Annotated in this window: 24 protein-coding genes; 15 read left to right on the top strand and 9 right to left on the bottom strand. The window is 63.0% G+C overall.

All coding sequences use genetic code 11. The annotated features are described in order from the left end of the window. Nucleotides 1–30 precede the first annotated feature (30 nt). The 3 genes from ACFWEM_RS13255 to secA all read left to right on the top strand — a co-directional run bounded on the left by ACFWEM_RS13255 (nt 31) and on the right by secA (nt 4575). Nucleotides 31–744 carry a ComF family protein gene (locus ACFWEM_RS13255; RefSeq protein ID WP_378534059.1) on the top strand — a complete coding sequence of 238 codons (714 nt, stop codon included), beginning with the start codon at nt 31–33 and terminating at the stop codon, nt 742–744. Nucleotides 745–919: 175 nt separating this feature from the next. Continuing rightward, complete coding sequence (gene hpf, locus ACFWEM_RS13250; RefSeq protein ID WP_003940893.1) at nt 920–1600, top strand: ribosome hibernation-promoting factor, HPF/YfiA family; 681 nt, start codon at nt 920–922, stop codon at nt 1598–1600. 131 nt (nt 1601–1731) lie between these two features. Next, nucleotides 1732–4575, top strand: coding sequence for a preprotein translocase subunit SecA (gene secA / locus ACFWEM_RS13245; RefSeq protein ID WP_378534056.1), 2844 nt, complete (start codon nt 1732–1734; stop codon nt 4573–4575). A gap of 36 nt (nt 4576–4611) precedes the next feature. Here the strand turns inward: secA and ACFWEM_RS13240 are convergent, their stop codons facing one another. Continuing rightward, on the bottom strand, nt 4612–5007 hold the full coding sequence (locus ACFWEM_RS13240) for an Rv3235 family protein (RefSeq protein WP_378534054.1): 396 nt from the start codon (nt 5005–5007) through the stop codon (nt 4612–4614). A 254-nt stretch (nt 5008–5261) separates the two neighbouring features. Here ACFWEM_RS13240 and ACFWEM_RS13235 point away from each other — a divergent pair, with 254 nt between their 5' ends. The 6 genes from ACFWEM_RS13235 (at nt 5262) to ACFWEM_RS13210 (ending at nt 11510) form a co-directional block, all read left to right on the top strand. Further along, nucleotides 5262–5687, top strand: a complete 426-nt coding sequence (locus ACFWEM_RS13235) for an HAD-IA family hydrolase (RefSeq protein ID WP_378534052.1) — start codon at nt 5262–5264, stop codon at nt 5685–5687. Further along, nucleotides 5681–7090: a wax ester/triacylglycerol synthase family O-acyltransferase gene (locus ACFWEM_RS13230; protein ID WP_378447610.1), complete on the top strand. Its 1410-nt coding sequence runs from the start codon at nt 5681–5683 to the stop codon at nt 7088–7090. The genes ACFWEM_RS13235 and ACFWEM_RS13230 overlap by 7 nt, the downstream gene beginning before the upstream one ends. 41 nt (nt 7091–7131) lie before the next feature. Further along, nucleotides 7132–7632 (top strand): DUF6912 family protein, encoded by a 501-nt coding sequence (locus tag ACFWEM_RS13225; protein WP_020969223.1) that lies wholly within the window; start codon nt 7132–7134, stop codon nt 7630–7632. Between the two features lie 92 nt (nt 7633–7724). After that, nucleotides 7725–8843: a ferredoxin reductase gene (locus ACFWEM_RS13220; RefSeq protein ID WP_230812599.1), complete on the top strand. Its 1119-nt coding sequence runs from the start codon at nt 7725–7727 to the stop codon at nt 8841–8843. Nucleotides 8844–8867: 24 nt separating this feature from the next. Further along, on the top strand, nt 8868–10130 hold the full coding sequence (locus ACFWEM_RS13215) for a fatty acid desaturase family protein (protein WP_378534050.1): 1263 nt from the start codon (nt 8868–8870) through the stop codon (nt 10128–10130). Between the two features lie 138 nt (nt 10131–10268). Further along, entirely contained in the window at nt 10269–11510 is a 1242-nt protein-coding gene (locus ACFWEM_RS13210) for a fatty acid desaturase family protein (RefSeq protein WP_378447609.1), read from the top strand. An 81-nt stretch (nt 11511–11591) separates the two neighbouring features. Here the strand turns inward: ACFWEM_RS13210 and rsgA are convergent, their stop codons facing one another. Further along, a complete protein-coding gene (gene rsgA, locus ACFWEM_RS13205) occupies nt 11592–12629 on the bottom strand; it encodes a ribosome small subunit-dependent GTPase A (protein ID WP_378447608.1) in 1038 nt (345 codons plus the stop codon). Beyond that, nucleotides 12578–13891 (bottom strand): 3-phosphoshikimate 1-carboxyvinyltransferase, encoded by a 1314-nt coding sequence (aroA, locus tag ACFWEM_RS13200; protein WP_378534048.1) that lies wholly within the window; start codon nt 13889–13891, stop codon nt 12578–12580. Before aroA ends, rsgA begins: the two co-directional genes overlap by 52 nt. 49 nt (nt 13892–13940) lie before the next feature. Between aroA and ACFWEM_RS13195 the strand changes: the two genes are divergently transcribed. After that, nucleotides 13941–14693 carry an SOS response-associated peptidase gene (locus ACFWEM_RS13195; protein ID WP_378534046.1) on the top strand — a complete coding sequence of 251 codons (753 nt, stop codon included), beginning with the start codon at nt 13941–13943 and terminating at the stop codon, nt 14691–14693. 3 nt (nt 14694–14696) lie between these two features. Here the strand turns inward: ACFWEM_RS13195 and ACFWEM_RS13190 are convergent, their stop codons facing one another. Next, nucleotides 14697–15428, bottom strand: a complete 732-nt coding sequence (locus tag ACFWEM_RS13190) for an SIMPL domain-containing protein (protein ID WP_378534043.1) — start codon at nt 15426–15428, stop codon at nt 14697–14699. Between the two features lie 24 nt (nt 15429–15452). Continuing rightward, entirely contained in the window at nt 15453–15947 is a 495-nt protein-coding gene (gene ybaK / locus ACFWEM_RS13185; protein WP_378534041.1) for a Cys-tRNA(Pro) deacylase, read from the bottom strand. 207 nt (nt 15948–16154) lie between these two features. Here ybaK and ACFWEM_RS13180 point away from each other — a divergent pair, with 207 nt between their 5' ends. Then, a complete protein-coding gene (locus ACFWEM_RS13180; protein ID WP_378447603.1) occupies nt 16155–16856 on the top strand; it encodes a sigma-70 family RNA polymerase sigma factor in 702 nt (233 codons plus the stop codon). Then, nucleotides 16853–17134 (top strand): mycothiol system anti-sigma-R factor, encoded by a 282-nt coding sequence (gene rsrA, locus ACFWEM_RS13175; protein WP_003940722.1) that lies wholly within the window; start codon nt 16853–16855, stop codon nt 17132–17134. The genes ACFWEM_RS13180 and rsrA overlap by 4 nt, the downstream gene beginning before the upstream one ends. Nucleotides 17135–17236: 102 nt before the next feature. Here rsrA and ACFWEM_RS13170 read toward each other — a convergent pair whose 3' ends face one another. Further along, complete coding sequence (locus ACFWEM_RS13170) at nt 17237–17311, bottom strand: 50S ribosomal protein bL37 (RefSeq protein WP_022597109.1); 75 nt, start codon at nt 17309–17311, stop codon at nt 17237–17239. Nucleotides 17312–17447: 136 nt separating this feature from the next. Here ACFWEM_RS13170 and ACFWEM_RS13165 point away from each other — a divergent pair, with 136 nt between their 5' ends. Further along, nucleotides 17448–17663 (top strand): biotin/lipoyl-binding carrier protein, encoded by a 216-nt coding sequence (locus ACFWEM_RS13165; protein ID WP_007731208.1) that lies wholly within the window; start codon nt 17448–17450, stop codon nt 17661–17663. Nucleotides 17664–17671: 8 nt separating this feature from the next. Continuing rightward, the gene (locus ACFWEM_RS13160; RefSeq protein WP_230812615.1) at nt 17672–19174 is read left to right on the top strand and encodes a sensor histidine kinase; all 1503 of its coding nucleotides are present in this window, start codon (nt 17672–17674) and stop codon (nt 19172–19174) included. Nucleotides 19175–19347: 173 nt separating this feature from the next. Here the strand turns inward: ACFWEM_RS13160 and ACFWEM_RS13155 are convergent, their stop codons facing one another. Both ACFWEM_RS13155 and ACFWEM_RS13150 read right to left on the bottom strand, forming a co-directional pair. Next, nucleotides 19348–19602 (bottom strand): WhiB family transcriptional regulator, encoded by a 255-nt coding sequence (locus tag ACFWEM_RS13155; protein WP_003940950.1) that lies wholly within the window; start codon nt 19600–19602, stop codon nt 19348–19350. A 255-nt stretch (nt 19603–19857) separates the two neighbouring features. After that, nucleotides 19858–20814: a diacylglycerol/lipid kinase family protein gene (locus ACFWEM_RS13150; protein ID WP_378534039.1), complete on the bottom strand. Its 957-nt coding sequence runs from the start codon at nt 20812–20814 to the stop codon at nt 19858–19860. A 41-nt stretch (nt 20815–20855) separates the two neighbouring features. Here ACFWEM_RS13150 and ACFWEM_RS13145 point away from each other — a divergent pair, with 41 nt between their 5' ends. Next, on the top strand, nt 20856–21332 hold the full coding sequence (locus ACFWEM_RS13145) for a hypothetical protein (RefSeq protein ID WP_378534037.1): 477 nt from the start codon (nt 20856–20858) through the stop codon (nt 21330–21332). A gap of 41 nt (nt 21333–21373) precedes the next feature. Here ACFWEM_RS13145 and ACFWEM_RS13140 read toward each other — a convergent pair whose 3' ends face one another. After that, nucleotides 21374–21853 (bottom strand): GNAT family N-acetyltransferase, encoded by a 480-nt coding sequence (locus tag ACFWEM_RS13140; protein ID WP_378534035.1) that lies wholly within the window; start codon nt 21851–21853, stop codon nt 21374–21376. Nucleotides 21854–21860: the final 7 nt, after the last annotated feature.

Below are 21860 nucleotides of genomic sequence, written 5' to 3'. Positions count from 1 at the left end.
CATGTCGGTGCTCTCATTCATGATTCGGCCATGGGGGACAAGAAATTCGGTGCCGGCCTGCTCGATCTGTTGTTGCCACGCGAGTGTGGTGGGTGCGCCCGCACAGGGACTCTGTGGTGTCGTGAGTGCGCGGAACTGCTGAGCGACCATCCGGTTCAACTGAGTCCGCGCGTCGATCCGGGCGCACCGGTGTGGGCACTCGGCCGCTACGACGGCCCCAGGCGTCGCAGTGTGATCGCGATGAAGGAACGCGGTCGCCGCGATCTCGCGATGCCTCTGGGGGCCGCTGTGGCCGGTGCACTGGCCATGCTGGAACGGTGGGGCGAGCTCGGTGGCGGAAATCGTGCGCCAATCGTCCTGGTTCCGGCTCCCACGCGCGCCCGGGCGGCGCGATCTCGCGGAGGTGACCCGGTTCGCCGGATAGCTGAAAGTGTGCGAGACAAGCGCAGAGTGGAAGCGTGGGAAACCGGTTGTGTCGAGGGGCGCCCGATACAAGTCTGTCCGATTCTCCGGATGACGCGAGGCGTACGTGACTCGGTCGGACTGTCCGCGGCCGACCGAGTGACCAATGTGAACGGTCATGTGTCTCTCGACACCACTGCGATCCGTTCCATTGCGGGGGACAGCGCCATCGTCCTGCTCGACGACGTCCTGACGACGGGAGCGACTGCGGCAGAGTCGGTTCGGGCTCTCTCGCTCCGTGGGATTCGGACAACTATCGTGCTCGTACTTGCAGGGGCTTAGATGAATTTCGTTGGAACAGTGGCACTCGCGCGCGTTACGTACTAGCGTCGGCGGCACACCCGAAAATACTGGTAGGAGGTGGTACTTCGATACTGGTGCCGGGCGGATCCCCTCTCGGTACTTGCAGAATTTGCCGCCGCCCACCGTGGGGCGGGGCCGTAATTGGGAGGTACGAGTGACGACCCCTTCGCAAGCCTCGTTTTTCATCGAGGACGCCACCATCGAGCGTTCCGAGAATGCCGCAGCTCCGAGATCCGACGTCGTAGTCAAGGGACGAAATGTCGAGATCCCCGATCACTTCCGAATCTACGTTTCGGAAAAGCTGGCGCGACTCGAACACTTCGACCCCTCCATATTCCACTTCGACGTGGAACTCCAACATGAACGCAACCGACGACAGGCCAAGAGTTGCCAGCGCGTCGAGATCACCGCTCGAGGTAAAGGCCCGGTGGCCCGAGCCGAAGCGTCCGCAGACAGCTTCTACGCCGCCTTCGAATCGGTGATCGACAAGCTCGAGAGTCGCCTCCGTCGAACCAAGGACCGCAAGAAGGTCCATTACGGTGACAAGCGACCGGTGTCCGTCGCGGAGGCAACCGCCTCCCTCGTCGACGCAGACTCACTCGGAGTCACACCGGACATTTCGCTGAACGGTCAAGAACCGGACGAGTACGACGGCCCGGGACGCGTGGTCCGCACGAAGGATCACCCGGCCGAGCCGATGACCATCGACGACGCTCTCTACGAGATGGAACTGGTCGGACACGACTTCTTTCTCTTCCACGACAAGGAGTCGGACAAGCCGTCCGTCGTCTACCGTCGTCACGCTTTCGACTACGGATTGATCCGCCTGACATGACCCAATCGGTGGTGGGTTTGCTCGCTCGCCGCCGGTAGCGCCTACCATGGAATCCGGCCGGAGTTTTCGGACCCCGGCCGGATTTTCAGTGTGTGACCCCCTGTCGCCGAAGATTGAGGACGAAGAAGACTGTGCCGTCGCTGTCGCTATCGAAGCTGCTCCGTGTTGGTGAAGGTCGCATGGTCAAGCGGCTCAAGCACATCGCCGAGCATGTGGAATCTCTGTCGCCCGATGTCGAAGGCCTGACAGACGAGCAACTCAAAGCCAAGACCACCGAGTTCCGTGAGCGTTACGCCGCCGGGGAAACTCTCGACGAGTTGCTGCCCGAGGCTTTCTCTGTAGCCCGCGAGGCGTCGTGGCGCGTGATCGACCAGAAGCACTTCCACGTGCAGATCATGGGTGGCGCGGCCCTGCACTTCGGCAACGTCGCCGAGATGAAGACCGGTGAGGGCAAGACCCTGACCTGCGTTCTTCCGGCTTACCTCAACGCGATCGCCGGCGACGGCGTCCATGTGGTCACTGTCAACGACTACCTCGCCAAGCGCGACTCCGAATGGATGGGCCGCGTTCACCGCGCCCTCGGCCTCGAGACCAGCGTGATCCTCTCGGGCATGACGCCGGCCGAGCGCCGCGTCGCTTACGCAGCGGACATCACCTACGGCACCAACAACGAGTTCGGCTTCGATTACCTGCGTGACAACATGACGCATTCGTTGGACGACCTGGTCCAACGTGGCCATGCGTTTGCCATCGTGGACGAGGTCGACTCGATCCTCATCGACGAAGCCCGAACCCCGCTCATCATCTCGGGCCCGGCTGACGGCTCCAGCAAGTGGTACAGCGAGTTCGCCCGCATCGCGCCGCTGCTGAAGAAGGACGTTCACTACGAGGTCGACATCCGCAAGCGCACCATCGGTGTTCACGAGGCGGGCGTCGAACTGGTCGAGGACCAGCTCGGTATCGACAACCTGTACGAAGCCGCGAATTCGCCGTTGGTGAGTTACCTCAACAACGCGATCAAGGCCAAAGAGCTCTACACCAAGGACAAGGACTACATCGTCCGCGACGGCGAGGTCATCATCGTCGACGAGTTCACCGGCCGCGTGCTGGTCGGTCGCCGTTACAACGAGGGCATGCACCAGGCGATCGAGGCCAAGGAGAAGGTGGAGATCAAGGCCGAGAATCAGACCCTCGCCACCATCACCTTGCAGAACTACTTCCGTCTGTACGACAAGTTGTCGGGCATGACGGGTACCGCCGAGACGGAAGCTGCCGAGCTTCACCAGACCTACACCCTCGGCGTTATCCCGATCCCGACCAACCGTCCGATGGTCCGAGTCGACAACGGCGACCTCATCTACAAGACCGAGGAAGCCAAGTTCGACGCGGTGGTCGACGACGTCGTCGAGCGTCACGAGAACGGCCAGCCCGTTCTGATCGGTACCACCAGCGTCGAGCGCTCGGAGTACCTGTCCAAGCAGTTCACCAAGCGTGGCGTTGCCCACAACGTCCTCAACGCGAAGTTCCACGAGAAGGAAGCGACCATCATCGCCGAGGCCGGCCGCTCCGGTGCGGTCACCGTCGCGACCAACATGGCCGGCCGCGGTACCGACGTCGTGCTCGGTGGTAACCCGGACATCATCGCGGACATCGCGCTGCGCAAGAAGGGCCTCGACCCGGTGACGACGCCGGACGAGTACGAGGCAGCCTGGGACGCCGTCCTCGACGAGGTCAAGGCTGAAGTGAAGGAAGACGCGGAGAAGGTCCGCGATGCCGGTGGCCTGTACGTCCTGGGCACCGAGCGTCACGAATCGCGTCGTATCGACAACCAGTTGCGTGGTCGTTCCGGACGTCAGGGTGATCCCGGCGAATCGCGGTTCTACCTTTCGCTCGGTGACGAGCTGATGCGCCGCTTCAACGGGTCGGCACTGGAGTCGATCATGACGCGCCTCAACCTGCCTGACGACGTCCCGATCGAAGCCAAGATGGTCTCGAAGGCCATCAAGAGCGCTCAGACGCAGGTCGAGCAGCAGAACTTCGAAATTCGCAAAAATGTCCTCAAGTACGACGAGGTCATGAACCAGCAGCGAACGGTCATCTACAAGGAGCGCCGCCAGATCCTCGAGGGTGAGGACATGGAGGGCCAGGTCGAGCAGATGATCACCGACGTGGTCACCGCCTACGTGGACGGTGCCACCGCGGAGGGCTACGTCGAGGACTGGGATCTCGAGCAGCTGTGGACGGCGCTGAAGACGCTGTACCCGGTCGGCATCGATCACAAGGCGTTGGCGGGGGAGGACGGTGCAGGTATCAACAGCGACCTGAGCCGTGACGACCTGCGCACCGCGTTGCTCGAAGACGCCCACGCGGCGTACAAGAAGCGCGAAGCCGAGATCGACGCGATCGCCGGCGAAAACGGCATGCGTGAACTCGAGCGTCGTGTCTTCCTCTCGGTCCTGGACCGCAAGTGGCGTGAGCATCTCTACGAGATGGATTACCTCAAGGAGGGAATCGGCCTGCGTGCGATGGCCCAGCGTGACCCACTGGTCGAGTATCAGCGCGAGGGCTACGACATGTTCATCGGCATGCTCGACGGATTGAAGGAAGAGTCCGTCGGATTCCTCTTCAACCTGCAGGTCGAGGCAGCTCCGGCACAGCCTGCGAGCGGAATTTCCGTCACGGCGGGCTCGGCTGCTGCGGCTTCCGCCACGGCGCCCAAGCCGCTCCCGACGCAGCAAGCCGCGGCCAGGACAACCGGCACGGCTGCCCCGACGGCGTTGCGCGCCAAGGGACTTGACGACGAAGGTCCGTCACGATTGACGTACACCGGCCCGGACGAGGACGGCAAGGCGAAGGCAACCCGCGACTCGGCCGCCGACTCCGGTGACGGGGCAGCCTCACGTCGCGAACGTCGTGAAGCAGCGCGGACGCAGTCGAAGAGCAACCGAGCTCCGAAGTCCAAGCGCAAGCGCTGAGGTTTCAGTACGGACAGTTCTCGACAGGCTGGACGGTCACACCACGTGTAGTGCGGTGACCGTCCAGCCTGTTCCGTCTGTGTGGTCGATCCGACCTGCGACGGCAAATGTCTGCTTGCCTCGTGTGTACGTCGCACAGACTTCGGCGGTGCGCTCCGAAACCGCTTGAACGTGGGTGCGGTGAACGGCCGCGCCGCCCATCTTTCGGGCCGAATAGTCTGAAGCGTAAAGTCGCGCAACAACTTCCAGGACTCCTGGCGTCAGTACGCCGCTGAGCTGGCGTGGATTTCGTCGTCGGTCGACGGTTTCGAGAACCAGACGCAGTGATCGGTTCCAGAAGATGTCGGCACCTGCCAGCCGCGGTTCCGGAGCGTGAGTGAACCCGGTACTGGTCGATGTTCCGTTGTGTGGCGTCTTTCGCGGGCGACGCACCATCCGGTCTGTTCGACACTGCGTCAGGTCTGGTCGGCACTGCGGCCGCGACAGCACGACGGTGTGCGCGTGAGGCTCGAATTGTGGTGCCGGCTCGAGAACAATTTTGCAGTCCTGCTCCATGACATCCCCCCGGATGATCGTGCGTCCGAGTTGGCCGACTCGGACTTTCGCTCCCCCGAGCGATGGTGAGAAGCATGACACGAAATGCTCGAGATGTCGCCGTGATCACCATCGCGACTTAGGGTGATGGCGTGCGGGGACTTCTGTTGGATGTCGGTGGCGTGCTGTTCGGTCCGGGATCGGATCTCGAGGGCTTGAGCGCGCTCGTGCGCGCTGTGAGGGCCCGCGGAATCGTGACGGGAATCGTCAGTAACGATCCCGGCGGCGCCAGTGCTCAGTGGTTGCGGGATCTCGGCGACGGGGTCTTGGTCGACGACGTGATCCTGTCCGGTGACGTGGAGATGGCGAAGCCGGATGCCGAGATCTATCTGCTGGCGGCGAGTCGGTTGGGCGTCGACCCGGGGGAATTCGTTTTCGTGGACGATCTCGAGGTCAACGTGCGCGCGGCGGTGGCCGTCGGGATGGTCGGCGTCCATCACGTCGGCTCGGAATCCACGATCGAGGAGTTGTCGATTCTGTTCGATCTGGGCGAAGGAGGGGACACGAAGCCATGGTGAACAGACTGACCACTCAGGACGCGGCTTTCTACTTCCTCGAAGCCGGGACGACGCCGATGCATGTCGGCTCGTTGGGGATTTTCAGGCAACTGCGAAACGGGATCGATCACGAGGAATTGCTTCGTCTGGTCGAAGATCGGCTCGGATCGGTTCCGCGGTACCGCCAGAGGGTTCGTGAGGTGGCGTTCGGCCTGGCCCGTCCGGTGTGGGTGGACGACTCGGATTTCGACATCACCTACCACGTACGCCGATCGGCTCTGCCGAAGCCCGGTTCAGACGAACAGCTGATGGATCTGATCGCCCGGCTGACGTCCAGACCGCTCGACAGCACGAGGCCGTTGTGGGAGATGTACCTGGTCGAGGGGCTGACCAGAAACAGATTTGCCATCTTCACGAAGTCTCATTCGTCGTTGGTCGACGGCGAAGCGGCTCCCGAGATCAGCCAGGTGATCTTCGATCCGGAGAAGAATCGAGCGCCCGGCCCCGAGGAACTGTGGATGCCGGCCAGGCCGCCGAGCGACACCAGCTTGTTGGTCAGTGCACTGGCAGACCTCGTGACGAGCCCGGGGGAGGGGATCGCACGGGCGCGCGCAACATTCAACGACGTGACCACGTCTGTCACCGAGGCGGTCAGTGCACTCGGAAAACTTGCAGAAGTGGTTCGAACTGCGACGCAGGTGGCCCCGTCGAGCCCGCTCAACGCGACGATCTCGCGCAATCGACGCCTCGCGGTGGCCAAGACATCTCTCGAGGACTACCGACGTATTCGGGCGAGGTACGGGTGCGAGATCAACGACGTGATTCTGACCGTCATCGCAGGTGCGATGCGGAACTGGCTGCTCTCGCGCGGCGAACCGGTGACCGAGGCGACCATCGTGCGGGCGATGGTGCCCATGTCGGTCTACACGGACGGCCCCGAGAGTCCCGACGTCGACGATCCGCAGGCGCCGGGACATGTTTCCTCGTTCCTGATCGACCTGCCTGTCGGTGAACCCAACGCGGTGGTTCGGCTCTCGCACGTTGCGCATGCGACGGAGGCGTTTGCACGCCAGGGCCGGCGGGTCACCGCGCAGACGATGGTCCGAATGTCCGGGTTTGCGCCGGCGACGCTGCATGCGATGAGCTCACGTGCGGCCAGCAGTCTCTCGCAGCGAATGTTCAATCTGATGATCACCAACGCACCGGGTCCGCAGTTCCCGCTCTACCTCGGCGGGGCTCGGATGCTGGAGATGTATCCGGTGTCGCCACTGCTCAAGAATCAGACACTCAGCATCGCCCTGACGTCGTACGACGGAAATGTCTACTACGGTTTGAATGCCGACCGTGACGCGATGTCGGACGTCGACGTCGTTCGTTCGCTGATTTTCGAGTCACTCGAGGAATTGACGGATGCGAGTCGGTGACGAACGAACGAGCAGGGACGAACGAGCATGAAGGTGGTCTCATGAGGGTGTACGTGCCGGCGACGGTCGAGATTTTGCAGAAGTTGGTCGCAGATCAGGAGTTCGACCCGATGAGCCGGACGGCTTTTGCGGTCACCCCGACCCTGCGTGAGTCGTATGCGGCGGGGGACGACGACGAGTTGGCCGAGGTCGCCATGGGTGAGGCGGCGCGTGCGTCGCTGCGATTGATCGCCGGAACCGAGGGTGACGTCACCTTCCGGCGCGCCGTCGTCGCTGCCGACGTCGACGATGCCGACGTCAAACTGCGGCCCGATCTCGACGATTCGGTGGTTCGACTAGCAGGTCCCGTCACGATGGCTCAGGTCGCATCTGTGCATGTCGACCTCGAACAGGCAGAATCGGACATCGAGCGCGCTGCTGGCATAGTCGACGCGGCGGATCTCGGTGATGCCGATGCCGAGTTCACGCTCGGCGACGCGGAGGACCACGAGTTGGCGTGGTATGCCGCGCAGGAGTTGCCGTTCTTGCTCGACCTGCTGTGAATGTGCTTACTGTTAAGTAACCTACGGTACCGTAACCTGATAACCTACGGTACCGTAGGCAGTGGGTTCGGAAGGTGAGAGGTGGAGGTCTGATGGGTCTGAAGGACTGGATCGAGGCACCGGCAGCGTCGGTGGTTCCGGCAGCGCGGTCGAAGCTCAATCTGCTTCGCGGTGCGGCGGCTCGGCTGACCACACCATTGCTTCCCGACGACTATCTCCACCTCGCAAATCCGTTGTGGTCGGCCCGCGAGTTGCGTGGTCAGATCGTCGAAGTACGGCCCGAGACCACGGATTCGGCGACCATCGTCATCAAGCCGGGTTGGGGATTCGACTTCAACTACCAGCCGGGGCAGTACATCGGTATCGGCCTCCACATCGACGGTCGTTGGCATTGGCGCTCGTACTCCCTGACTTCTCCGCCCAACTGGGAGAACAAGCGAATCTCCATCGCGGTCAAGGCCATGCCCGAGGGCTTCCTGTCGAGCCACCTCGTCAGTGGCGCGGTCCCGTCGGGAACCATCGTTCGACTGGCCACGCCGTCCGGCAACTTCGCTCTGCCGGATCCGCCGCCGGAGAAGATCCTGTTCATCACTGCGGGCAGTGGCATCACTCCGGTCATGGGCATGTTGCGGACGATGAACCGTCGCGGGCAATTGCCCGACGTCATGCACATCCACTCGGCTCCGACGGAATCCGACGTCATGTTCGCCGACGAACTCACGGCGCTGCACGTCGAGCACGAGGACTTCGTCAGCCACGTCCAACTCACACGGCGTGACGGAAAGTTCAAACTCAGCTCTCTCGACACGGTCTGCCCCGATTGGCGCGAGCGCCACACCTGGGCGTGCGGACCGCTTCCGTTGCTCGACGAACTCGAGGATGTCTGGAAGGCGGAAGGTATCGAGGATCGCCTCCACATGGAGCGATTCGCGGTATCGCGCATCGACGCTTCGGCGGACGGCGGCACGGTCACGTTCGAGAAGTCGGGTAAGACGATCACCGTCGACGGCGCGACGACGCTTCTGGAGGCCGGCGAGCAGTCCGGTGCGTTGATGCCGTTCGGTTGCCGCATGGGCATCTGCCAGACGTGTGTCGTACCTCTCGTTGCCGGTCACGCGATCGATCTACGCTCGGGGAAACAGCACGCGGAGGGTGAGCGCATCCAGACGTGCATCTCCGCCGCCGCGGGCGACTGTACGCTGGACGCATAGCTTCTAGGCACACGGAGGACCACGGTGGCCATCACCGATATCAAAGAGTTTTCGCACCTCACCGAGGCCGATGTCGAAGCTCTCGGACGTGAACTCGATCAGATTCGACTCGACATCGAAGACTCTCGCGGAATCCGGGACGCCCGCTACATTCGTCGCGTCATTCGCGTGCAACGCGCGTTGGAGCTCGGCGGGCGTATCGCGCTGTTCGGCAGTCGGTATCGACCGGCGTGGCTGGTCGGTACAACCCTGCTGAGCCTGTCGAAGATCATCGAGAACATGGAACTCGGGCATAACGTCATGCACGGGCAATGGGACTGGATGAACGATCCCGAGATTCACTCGGTCTCGTGGGAGTGGGATCAGACCGGTCCTTCCGAGCACTGGAAGCGTGCACACAACTACCAGCACCACACGTACACCAACGTCGTAGGGATGGACGAGGATCTCGGTTTCGGGATTCTGCGTATGACGCGTGACGAGCCGTGGAAGCCGATCAACCTCTTCCAGCCGATCGCCAACGTGATCTTGGCGGCCACGTTCGAGTGGGGTATCGCGCTGCACGACCTCACAGCGGCAGCCGAGTTGGAGGGCGCGGAGAAGGGCCAACTGAACTCGCAGGCGAACAAAGACTTCGCGCGCAAGATCTTTCGTCAGGTCGGCAAAGACTTCATCTTGTTCCCGGCGCTGACGGGGCCGGCGTGGAAGTCGACCATGACGGCCAATGCCACTGCGAATCTCGTGCGCAACCTGTGGGCGTACGTCGTCATCTTCTGTGGCCACTTCCCGGACGGCGCCGAGAAGTTCACAGTTGCCGAATTCCAGCAGGAGACTCGTCACGAGTGGTACCTGCGTCAGATGCTCGGCAGTGCGAACTTCAATTCCGGCAAGCTCATGGGTCTGATGAGTGGCAACCTGAGCTACCAGATCGAGCACCACGTGTTTCCCGATCTTCCGAGCAATCGCTACCCCGAGATTGCCGTGAAGATGCGTGCGCTGTGCGAGAAGTTCGATCTCCCGTACACCACCGGTTCGCTCTTCAAGCAGTACCTTCTGGCACTGCGCACGATCCACAAGCTGGCATTGCCGGACAAGTGGCTCACTGCGACCTCGGACAATGCTCCGGAAACGTCCTCGGAACTACGTTTCCGTGACTCAGGGTTCCGGGATGCAGCCATGGCGATGGTCGAGGACCTGCGTACCGATCCGGTCACCGGTAAGCGTCTGGGATTGTTGACTGCACTCAAGTCGCAGGCCCGTTCCCGCATGCCGAAGCGCCGGAAGTGATATAGGTTACATCGGGAAAAACCTAACCTACGGTGCCGTAAGTTACGCTACAGTAGGTGCAGTTGATCTGAACGATTCGGAATCATGATCGTTCTGCACTTACTACTTTGCGCCTAACTCACTGCTAGGAGGCTTTCCATGGCGATTGCAGATGTCAAGGAATACGCACATCTCACGGACGCTGACATCGAGGCGCTCGGCCGCGAACTCGACGCGATTCGTCGCGACATCGAGGAGTCGCGCGGCGAGAAGGACGCGCGCTACGTGCGCAACGTCATTCGCCTGCAGCGTTCGCTCGAAATCAGCGGCCGTGCAGTGCTTTTCGCCAGCCGTCGCCGTCCGGCGTGGCTCGCCGGAGTGGGCCTGCTGACGCTCTCGAAGATCATCGAGAACATGGAACTCGGGCACAACGTGATGCACGGGCAGTGGGACTGGATGAACGACCCGGAGATCCACTCCACCTCGTGGGAGTGGGACGTCACCGGCCCGTCTGCGCACTGGAAGCAGACCCACAACTACCTGCATCACAAGTACACCAACGTCCTCGGAATGGACGACGACGTCGGATACGGGCTCCTCCGCGTCACCCGCGATCAGCGGTGGAAGCCCTTCAACGCCGGCAACCTGGTCTACAACACCCTGCTCGCCCTGTTCTTCGAGTACGGCATCGCTGCTCAGCACCTCGAGCTGGGCAAGGTGGCCAAGGGCCGCGCCGACAAGGAAGAGACGCAGCGCAAGCTCCGTGAGGTCGGCGAGAAGATCGGCAAGCAGGTCCTGCGCGACTACGTCATCTACCCGGCCATCACCGGCCCGGCGTGGAAGAGCACGTTGTCGGCCAACTTCACCGCCAACACCCTGCGGAACGTGTGGACCAACGCGGTCATCTTCTGCGGCCACTTCCCGGACGGCGCCGAGAAGTTCACCAAGGAAGACATCGACAAGGAAACGCAGGCTCAGTGGTACCTGCGCCAGATGCTCGGCAGCGCCAACATCGAGGGCAGCGCGCTCATGGACTTCATGACGGGCAACCTGAGCTACCAGATCGAGCATCACCTGTTCCCCGATCTGCCCAGCAACCGCTACAAGGACATTGCGGTCACGGTGCGTCAGCTCGCGGACAAGTACGACCTGCCGTACACGACGGGCCCGCTTGCCGTGCAGTACGCCAAGTCGTGGCGCACCATCGCCAAGCTGTCGCTGCCCAACAAGTACCTCAAGGACACCGTCGACAATGCGCCCGAGACGGCGTCGGAGCGGATGTTCGACGGGGATCCGACGTCGACTGTGGATCCCGTGACCGGGCGTCGTAGCGGCCTCAAGAGCGCCATCGCACGTAAGCGTAAGAGTGGAAAGCTGCGCAGCCTCCTCGGCCTGCGCTGATTCCCGATTTCGCTGACAAGAGGCAACAAGCGGCCCGACACCATTCGATGGTGTCGGGCCGCTTTTCTTGCGCGGTCTTGCTCAGTACTGATCGTTGGACTTGATCGCTTCCAGCAGTTGTCGCACAGCGACGACGCGCCGTGCGGATTTGCCCTCCAGTAGGTCGAGCTTGCATTCGGGATCCGCCGGCGGACCCAGGTGCGTGCATCCGCGCGGGCAATCCTCGATGGCCGCGGCCAGGTCCGAGAACGCCGCCACCACGTTCTCGGGTGAGATGTGCGCCAGACCGAATGAACGGATGCCGGGGGTGTCGATCACCCAGCCGCCACCGGCTAGGGGGAGCGCCACCGATTGGGTCGAAGTGTGCCGCCCCTTGCCGACGCCGGACACGATGCCGACCGCCCGATTGGCGTCGGGGACAAGGCGATTGACCAGTGTCGACTTTCCGACGCCGGAATGCCCGATCAGGGCGGTCAACTTGTGCTCGAGGATCTGGGTCAGTTCGTCGAGGGGGTCGTCACGGCCGGCGACGACCACTTGGATGTCGAGGTCGGCGAAAGTGCTCGCGAATTCCTCGGGTGGTTCGAGGTCGCTCTTGGTCAGGCAGACGATCGGCGTCAGGCCACCCACGTAGGCGGCGACCAGTGCGCGCTCGACAAAGCCGGTGCGCGGTGGGGGATCCGCGAGTGCCACGACGATGAGCAACTGCTCGGCGTTCGCGACGACGATGCGTTCGAAGGGATCGGTGTCGTCGGCTGTTCGGCGCAAAACCGTCGAGCGCTCGGAGACCCGGATGATGCGAGCGAGGGTGTCGGTTTTGCCCGACAGGTCGCCGACAATGTCCACCTGATCGCCGACGACGATGGGGGTGCGGCCCAGCTCGCGGGCGCGCATCGTCACGATCAGCCGGTCGGGATCGCCGCCCAGGACGCAACCCCAACGGCCACGATCCTTCGACACCACCATCCCCGATTCAGCCGACAGATGTTCGGGCCGTGTCTTCGTACGGGGGCGTGATCCGCGTCCAGGGCGTACCCGGACGTCGGACTCGTCGTACTGCCGCGGAGTCAGAAGCTTGCCTTCGGCGTCGCGGTCGAACTTTCGAGCATGTCGACCCACATGTTCTCGAAGCCGGGCAACGTCTTGGCGGTGGTTCCGACGTCGTCGACCTCGACGCCGTCGACGACCAGGCCGATGATGGCACCGGCTGTCGCCATGCGGTGGTCGGCGTACGAGAGCCATTGTCCGCCATGGAGTTCCGCGGGGACGATGGTCAGTCCGTCGTCGGTTTCGGTGACGGAGCCGCCGAGCTTGTTGATCTCGTCGGCTAGGGCGGCCAGACGGTCGGTCTCGTGCCCGCGCAGGTGCGCGATACCTCGTAGGTGCGAGGTGCCCTCGGCGAGAGCGGCCAGTGCCGCGACGGTGGGGGTGAGTTCTCCCTCGTCGTGGAGGTCGATGTCGATGCCGCGCAATTTCTCCGGACCGCGAACAGTCAGCACGCCGTCGGCAAGAGTGACGTCGGCGCCCATCGACGCGAGGATCCCGCGGATCGCGTCACCAGGCTGTGTCGTCGACGACGGCCACATCGGGACACTGACGGTTCCTCCGGTGACTGCGGCAGCGGCCAGGAACGGTGTGGCGTTGGAGAGATCGGGTTCGATCGCCCAGTCCACGGCGCGTACGGGCCCCGGTGCCACTCGCCAGGTGTCCGCGTCGCCACCCGTGGCGGGCGTCGTCACGGAAATGCCGGCCTGCCTGAGCATTTCGACGGTCATGTCGATGTGCGGCATGGAGGGAACTGGCTTGCCGTCGTGATGGACGGTGACACCCTCCTCGAAGGCGGCGGCTGAGAGGAGGAGACCGGAGACGAACTGCGACGAACCGGATGCGTCGATGGTGACCGTCCCGCCGCGTAGGGATCCGGTTCCGGAAACGGTGAACGGGAGTGCGTCACCCTCGATGTGTGCGCCGAGTCCGCGCAGTGCCTCCAGGATGGTGCCGAGAGGTCGTGTGCGTGCCTGCTCGTCGCCGTCGAAGTGGACGATTCCGTCGGCCATCGCGGCGAGCGGCGGCAGGAAGCGCATGACGGTGCCGGCGAGTCCGCAGTCGACGTCTCCGCCGCGGAGGGGACCGGGAACTACGCGAAGTGTGGTCGGATCGCCGGCTTCCTCGACGCCGATACCGAGGTCGCGCAAAGCGGCGATCATCAGGTCTGCGTCACGACTGCGGAGTGCACCCGTGATCGTGGAGGGGCCATCCGCCAGCGCGGCCAGAATCAGAGCTCGATTGGTGATGGACTTGGATCCGGGCAGCGTCACCACTGCATCGACGGGTGCTTGGGCCCTCGGGGCGCTCCACAGACTCAGACTCACATGGTCCATCTTCTCTCATCGGTGGGGGAATGGTCGAAACCGTGCCACCCTGGGTGTCATGTGCGGAAGGTATGCGACCACAGCGGACCCGGCCACCCTGGCGGTGGAACTCGATGCGCTCGACGAGACCGACCACTCGGCGCCCGTCGAAGCCGACTACAACGTGGCTCCGACGACCGAGGTGTTGACCGTCGTGGAACGCCACGATCGGGAAAACCCCGACAGCGATCCGACCAAGAGGATTCGGCGGATGCGCTGGGGATTGGTGCCCTCGTGGACCAAGGAACTGGGTAAAGGCCCGGTCCTGTTCAACGCGCGTGCCGACTCGTTGGCGGACAAGCCCGCGTTTCGGACCGCGTTCAAGTTCAAGCGTTGCCTGGTCCCGATGGACGGGTGGTACGAGTGGCAGACCGAGGCCACTGGCGGGAAAAAGGCAGCGAAGATTCCTTACTACATGCACCCCGACGACGGATCACGGCTGTTCATGGCTGGTGTGTGGTCTGCCTGGCGAGACCCGAAGGTCGAGAATGCGAGCCCCGTCCTGAGCTGCTCGATCGTCACAGTCGACTCACTCGGTCATCTGGAGCAGGTTCACGACCGGATGCCCCTCGCCCTGCCTCGAGACCGCTGGGAGGCGTGGCTCGATCCCGACAACACCGTCGATTCGGCCCTGCTCGAACCGACCCCGGACCTTTTCGAGCGGATCGACATCGCTCGAGTCCGGCCGCTGGTCAACAGTGTCAAGAACAACGGACACGAATTGATCGAGCCGGACATCGACCGTGCCGGAGAGCAGATCAGTCTGCTCTAGCGGTCAGCCGAGAGACCAGGTGACGGTCACTTCGAACGAAACCTGCTGGGTTCCCGGGGCGAGAACGATGTCGGACATCGAGGCGTCGCCGGGAGCGCGCATGGTCTGGCCACCGCTCGTGTCGTGCGCCTCGGTGATGGTCACGACGTTCTTCAATGACGTACCCGACAGATCCGCGTACTGCTCGGCACGGTTCTTCGCGTCCTCGAAAGCCCGAGTGCGTGCGTCGGCCAGAAGCTGGGAGTTGTCGTCGATGGCGAAGGCGACGTTGCCGAGTCGCGCTGCGTTTCCACCCGCCGCGATACCGGCGTCCAGGACACCCGAAGCCTTGTCGAGATCGCGGACGACGATCCGTACCGAGTTGGTTGCCCGGTAGCCCGTCACGTTGCCGCCGACGAACGGCCCACCACTGGCGTCGTACTGCGGCTGAACCGACAGATCGCTTGTCTGCACGTCCTCGGCGGCCACGCCGGCATTGACTATCGCGTCAATCATCTGGCGGGCCTTGTCATTCGACTCGGAAACCGCTCCCGATACATCCGCGGCGACAACCTCGATGCCGATGTCCGCGTTGAGGATGTCCGGCGCCCCGCGGACCTGTCCTGATCCGACCACCGTGACTTCCTTGGCGGCGCTGTCGGAACTCCCGCAGGCCGTCAACGAGACGGTGAGGGCCGCGGCTGCAGCGGTCAGTGCAAAAATTTTCACGGGTGGACGCTTGGTTTGTGGACGCATGAACAGACTGTAGCGACCGGATCCTCAGCCCGCGGTGATTTGTGCGGTGACCGCGCCGCTCAGCTGAGCAAGGTCGGCCGGAGCCAGTTCGATTTCGAGGCCGCGTCGTCCGGCACTACAGAGAACCCGATCCCAGTCGAGAGCCGAGGCGTCGATCACGGTCGGCAGCTTCTTGCGTTGGCCGAGCGGTGAGATACCACCGAAGACGTAGCCGCTCGAGCGCTCGGCTTCGGCGCGATCTGCCATGACGGCTTTGCTTGCGCCGAGGGCAGCGGCCGCAGCTTTGAGTGAGAGTTTGGCCGGTACCGGCAGAACCGCGACGGCGAGCTTGCCCGTGTCGAGTTTGACGACCAAGGTCTTGAAGATCTGGGCGGCCTCGACGCCTACGAACTCGGCCAGCGCCGTGACCGCCTCGTCGCCGAACGATTCGGCGCGGGGGTCGTGGTCGTAGCTGTGAACGCGGTGCGGTGTCTTCGACTTGCCGAGCAGTGCGGTTGCAGGGGTCGCTGTTCCAGCCATGACGAAGACCTTAGGTGGACCCCTCTATAAGGACTCCGACCAGGCCGGGAACAGAGTCGCAGACTCCCGTGTTGGTAACAGTTGATGAAACTTGTCCCGAGAAGCGAAGGAGCGACCGTGCTGGCTGTGTGTGAGCCACCACCGGCCCGTGGGTCGGATCTTCAGTTGGCGGTAACCTTGATCCCTACGGCTAGTGAAGGGATCAGAGTGCTGGAACACGACCGGCCCAAGGACGAACCGTCGGAGGTTTCCGAACCTGTCGATGGTGCGGTGTCCGAAACGCCCGAAACTGCGGATGAGTTGATTGCCCGGTTCGAGCGTGACGCGCTCCCGTTGCTCGACCAGTTGTACGGCGCTGCACTGCGCATGACGAGGAACCCGGCTGATGCCGAAGACCTAGTGCAGGAGACGTACGTCAAGGCGTACACGGCTTTCCGCTCGTTCCGTGCCGGTACCAACCTGAAAGCCTGGCTGTACCGGATTCTCACCAACACCTACATCAACTCGTACCGCAAGAAGCAGCGCCAACCCGCGCAGTATCCGACGGACGAGATCACCGACTGGCAGTTGGCCGCCACCGCAGAGCACACGTCCACCGGGCTGCGTTCGGCCGAGGTGGAGGCGCTCGACGCGCTGCCGGACGACGACATCAAGGCGGCGCTGCAGTCGCTGCCCGAGGAATTCCGGATGGCGGTGTACTACGCCGACGTCGAGGGATTCCCGTACAAGGAGATCGCGGAGATCATGGGCACACCAATCGGAACGGTGATGTCACGGCTGCATCGTGGTCGTAAGCAATTGCGTGGTCTCTTGGCCGATGTCGCCAAAGATCGTGGATTCAATCGGGACGGCGCAGTCGACACGGCCACGGCCGGCGCAGCCACCGAGGCGGAAGGTGTCAAACGATGAGTGAGCAGGACGAATTCGAAAGGCTCGACTGCTCGGCAGTCATCGCCGACGTCTGGTTGATGCTCGACGGTGAATGCGACGATTCCAGTCGCGCTCGTCTGCAACGTCATATCGACGACTGCGGATCGTGCCTTGAGGCCTACGGGATCGAGGAGAAGGTCAAGAGCCTGATCAACCGCAAGTGCGGCGGGGATCACGCACCGGAAAGCCTGCGTCAGCGGCTCACCGTCGAATTGCGTCGGACCATCGTCATCACGACTACCGAAACCGACAGCTAGCCCGTCAGCGAAGATCTGAGCGGCAGTAGTCGGAAGGCAGTAACGCCGAGGGGCGGGGAAGCAATGCTTCCCCGCCCCTCGGACGTTTTGTTGCGCTACATGTCAGGCGTTTGGACGCTTGCCATGGTTAGCGGCGTTGCCCTTACGGCTGCGCTTCTTACGACCACGCTTACCCATGATTGGTCTCCCTTCTGTTTCTTTCGCGTCATTGTTTCACGCCGATGCCGGTGTGGTTCCATTGGCAGGTCGATCGAGTAATCCGTCGACGTATTTTCGTGGTCAGAGTGCAGTTCCGACAGAAGTGAGGTTCACGATGGCAGAAGACGTGCGCGCCGAGATGGTTTCGACGGTCTACCAGGTCGTCGTGAGCGAGGGAGACGTCGTTGCGGACGGCGACACCCTGGTCATCCTCGAATCGATGAAGATGGAAATTCCCGTCCTGGCCGAGGTTCCGGGCACGGTGACGACGGTGGGCGTCAAGGTCGGCGACGTGATTCAGCAAGGCGATCTGATCGCCGTGATCTCCTAAGTAAGCCTATGTCCACTCTCAGTGACCTCCTCGCCGAACACACCGATCTGCCGGGTGCGGCGGTCGACCATCTCCAGCGCGTCGTGGGGGAGTGGCAACTGCTCGCCGACCTCTCTTTTGCAGACGTTCTCCTGTGGGTGGGCACCGAATCGGAGAAGAACCGATCCGAAGGGACGGTCATCTGCGTAGCGCACTGCCGGCCGACCACGGCATCGACGGCTTTCCCGGAGGACGCGGTCGGAACGGTCGTTTCCGAGTCCGAGCATCCGCAGGTCCTTCGCGCTCTTGTCGAGGGGCGCGTCGTGCGTGGGGAAGACGAGACGTGGCGTAAAGGAATGCCGCCGCGTAAGGAAGCGGTTCCGGTGCGTCTGGACGGGCGAGTCATCGCGGTTCTGAGCCGCGACACCAATCTGTCGCACCAGCGAGCGCAGAGTCCGCTCGAGCTCGCGTATCTCGATTGCGCCGAAGACCTGTGTCAGATGATCAGCGACGGAACCTTCCCGATCCGAGAATCGCGCTCCGACACGAACTCGAGCCCACGTGCCGGCGACGGTTTCATCCGTCTCGACACCGAAGGCACCGTCGTCTACGCGAGCCCGAACGCTCTCTCGGCGTATCACCGGATGGGTCTGAGTTCGGATCTGGTGGGACAAGATCTCGCGGCGTTGACCCGTTCGTTGGTCACCGACCCGTTCGAGTCTCAGGAAGCTGCGGGTTACATCCGAGATACGTTGGCGGACAAGCCTGGCCGTCGGATGGAGATCGAGGCGCGTGGGGCGACCGTTCTGCTGCGCGCTCTGGTACTCAAGCCGGGTGGTCGGCACGTCGGTGCTGCGGTCGTGGTTCGCGACGTCACCGAGGTCAAGCGTCGTGATCGCGCGCTCCTGAGCAAGGACGCGACCATCCGCGAGATTCACCATCGAGTGAAGAACAACCTGCAAACCGTCGCGGCGCTGCTGCGTCTACAGGCCAGGCGAACCGGCAACGACGAAGCGCGACAAGCATTGACGGAATCGGTGCGACGCGTGACATCCATCGCCCTCGTTCACGACACCCTGTCTATGTCGGTGGACGAAGAGGTAGATCTCGACGAGGTGATCGACCGGTTGGTTCCCATGCTCTCCGATGTCGCGGGAGTGGGTGTGCCGGTGACGATTCGGCGCGAGGGAAGTTTCGGAGTGTTCTCCGCCGAGCGCGCCACCCCGCTGGTCATGGTGCTGACCGAGTTGGTGCAGAACGCGATCGAGCACGCTTTCGATCCGGGACTCACCGGCACGGTCACACTCAGCGCTGAGCGTTCTGCGCGCTGGTTGGACGTGATCATCCACGACAACGGGCGCGGCCTGCCGGAGAACTTCGACCTCGAGAAGTCCGATCGCCTCGGACTCCAGATCGTGCGGACTCTGCTGGGCGCCGAACTCGGCGGCTCGCTCGGACTGCACCCGGGAAGTGGCGGCGGCACCGACGCGGTTCTGCGTGTGCCGCTCGGTAGACGTACTGCGCGTTACTGATTCGAGCAGCGCTGTTAATTCGAGCAGCGCTGTTAATTCGAGCAGCGCTGTTAATTCGAGCAGCGCTGTTAATTCGAGCAGACAAAAAGCCCGGCACCATGTGGTGCAGGGCTGTCGTCTTCGACTGTGTGGAGGGGCTGTTCTCCGCCGCGAGTCGAACGTCTCGGTTCTACCTAGACGGAAGTGCGTGCACGGGTACGTGCGTTACGACGCTTGAGTGCGCGACGCTCGTCTTCGCTCATTCCGCCCCAGACGCCTGCATCCTGACCGGACTCGAGGGCCCAGGACAGGCACTCAGCGGTGACGGGGCAGCGGTTGCAGACAACCTTGGCATCAGCGATCTGAGCGAGGGCCGGTCCACTGTTTCCCACGGGGAAGAACAGTTCGGGATCCTCGTCGCGACAGATTGCGTTGTGGCGCCAGTCCATCTTTTTTCGCTCCTTAATTGGGTGTGTATTCACACCATTTGGTACCAATGAGTTTGTGTGTGCGTCATCAACGTTTCCGCACTGTTACTTGTGAATGCTTTCACGAACTCGCGGTATGTCAATAGGTTTGAACGGGTTCGTGGGCCAACTCACTAATTTGTGACACACCTGACGGCCACCTGGTCGTCACCGGCATTTTACCCGATTTTGGCTATTCGGCACCAGTGTTTATGCAGGTCAAACGTGTTGCCTGACTCACGTCGTAATCGGCGCGAACACTTCCAGTGCATCCGGGACCGAGGTGAATTCGACCTTTTCGCGAAGTCCGATGTAGTCGCCGTCCATCTGGAGTCCGATCGGTCGCGACGATTCGATGGTGATTGTCGGGACGTCGTCCGTGCGTAGGAGGACCTTCGATTTCGGCTCTGCGCCGCGCGCGAGGAGCTGCCGCACAACCCGCAGGGACGGTAGGACTTTGGTGCTCGTCATGGCGAAGATTCCGAGTCCGCTGTCGAAGGTGGTTTCCGGATTGGTGTGTACGGGACGCTCTTCCAGATATGTCCACGGGCTCGAGTTCGACACGAACGCGTAGTGGACTCCGGAGACGGGATCCTGATCGGGAAGGTGGACCGTCAGGGCTGGTTCGGCTCGCTTCGCGCGGAAGAACGCTGCGATCGCGGTTCGGACATATCGGGCGGGCGTGGCAGCGTCACCATTCTTGCGGCTGGCGTCGACGGCTTCGCACACATCGGCGTCGAGGCCCATTCCGGCATTGAACGTGAACCAACGGTTGTCGCAATGTGCGAGCCCGATTCGGCGTCTCGTCCGCTCCGAGAGTAGGTCGACGAGTTGGTTTGTGGCGTCGATCGGGTCGGCGGCAATACCGAGTGAACGCGCGAAAACGTTTGCCGAGCCCCCTGGAACGACCGCGATCGTCGGGATCGGACCGACCGGAACCGATTTCATCGACGCGGGATGCGGTGCCCCGAGCAGCCCGTTGACCACTTCGTTGACCGTTCCGTCGCCGCCGTGGACGATCACCGAGCCGAAGCCGTCTTCGTGGGCTTCGCGCGCCAGTTCGGCAGCGTGTCCACGATGTGTGGTGTGCGCCACAGTAAGTCGCACCCGGCTCTCGAGGGCGTGTGCCAACAGGTCACGACCGGCGGCGGTGGTGGAGGTGGCATTGGGATTGACGATCAGCAGTGCGCGCACGGGGCATGAGCCTATCCGGTGTCGTGTTCTAGGCTGGCCTCGTGCCGAATACCGCCAGTCCGAACGCCCTGCCCAAGACAGTCAGATGGGCAGGTGCCCTCGTGACGCTGCAAGGGCTGGTTGCCGCCGGGTTCGCGATCGTCGCGGTGATTCGCGGCGCAACCGGGCACGATCAGAGCGTCACCAACGGGTACGGCTTCGCCGCCTGGGTCGCGATTCTCGGCGGCGCGGTGTTGGCTGCCGGTATCGCTTTGCTGAACGGTCGCCGATGGGGCCGCGCAATCGCCGTCGTCGCCCAGTTGCTGCTCCTACCTGTCGCCTGGTCGCTGCTGACCGATTCGCATCAGGTGCCGCTCGGCGTCGTTCTGGGTGTCGTCGTTCTCGGCGCTCTCGGTTGCCTGTTCTCGGCGCCGACGTCTCGGTGGATGGCAGCGGAGTACGGCGCGTACGCAGACGAGGTATCGCCGGAAGAGGGAAACCCCGGCGCTGACGAGCCCGAAGAGCCGCGGGACAAGTAGGGCTGACCGCCAACTCTGCTTCGGACCAACTTTGTTTGGGCCTACTCGGCTTCGGCGGCGAGAGCTCCGAGGTGGGCGCCGGTCAGGCGATACGTGGTCCACTCGGTTTTCGCGTCGGCGCCGAGTGACTCGTAGAACTTGATCGAGGGGGTGTTCCAGTTGAGCACCGACCAGGACAGCCGCGTGTAGTCGTTGTCGGTGCACTCCTTGGCAAGTGCGGCCAGAAGAGCCTTCCTGTGCCCTGATCCGCGCTGGCTGGGCTGGACGTACAGATCTTCGAGGTAGATGCCGTGCGCGCCGTCCCAGGTCGAGAAATTGCGAAACCACAGCGCCATGCCGACGACGTCGTCGGCTGAATTCACCGCTACGTGTGCGAAGGCCGTCGCGGCCGGCCCGAACAGAGCCTCGCCGATCTGTTCCGCCTTCACGGTGCACTCGTCGAGGGCCTTCTGGTAGTCCGCCAACTCGTAGATCATGTCGGTGATCGGCTGGACGTCTGCGGGCGTGGCGCGTCGAATCATGGAGAGA

This window comes from Rhodococcus sp. NPDC060176 (assembly GCF_042728675.1).
In the GTDB taxonomy this organism is placed as follows: Bacteria; Actinomycetota; Actinomycetes; order Mycobacteriales; family Mycobacteriaceae; genus Rhodococcus_F.
Note: the sequence above shows the minus strand (reverse complement) of the source record. Positions and strands in the feature narration are given on the sequence as shown.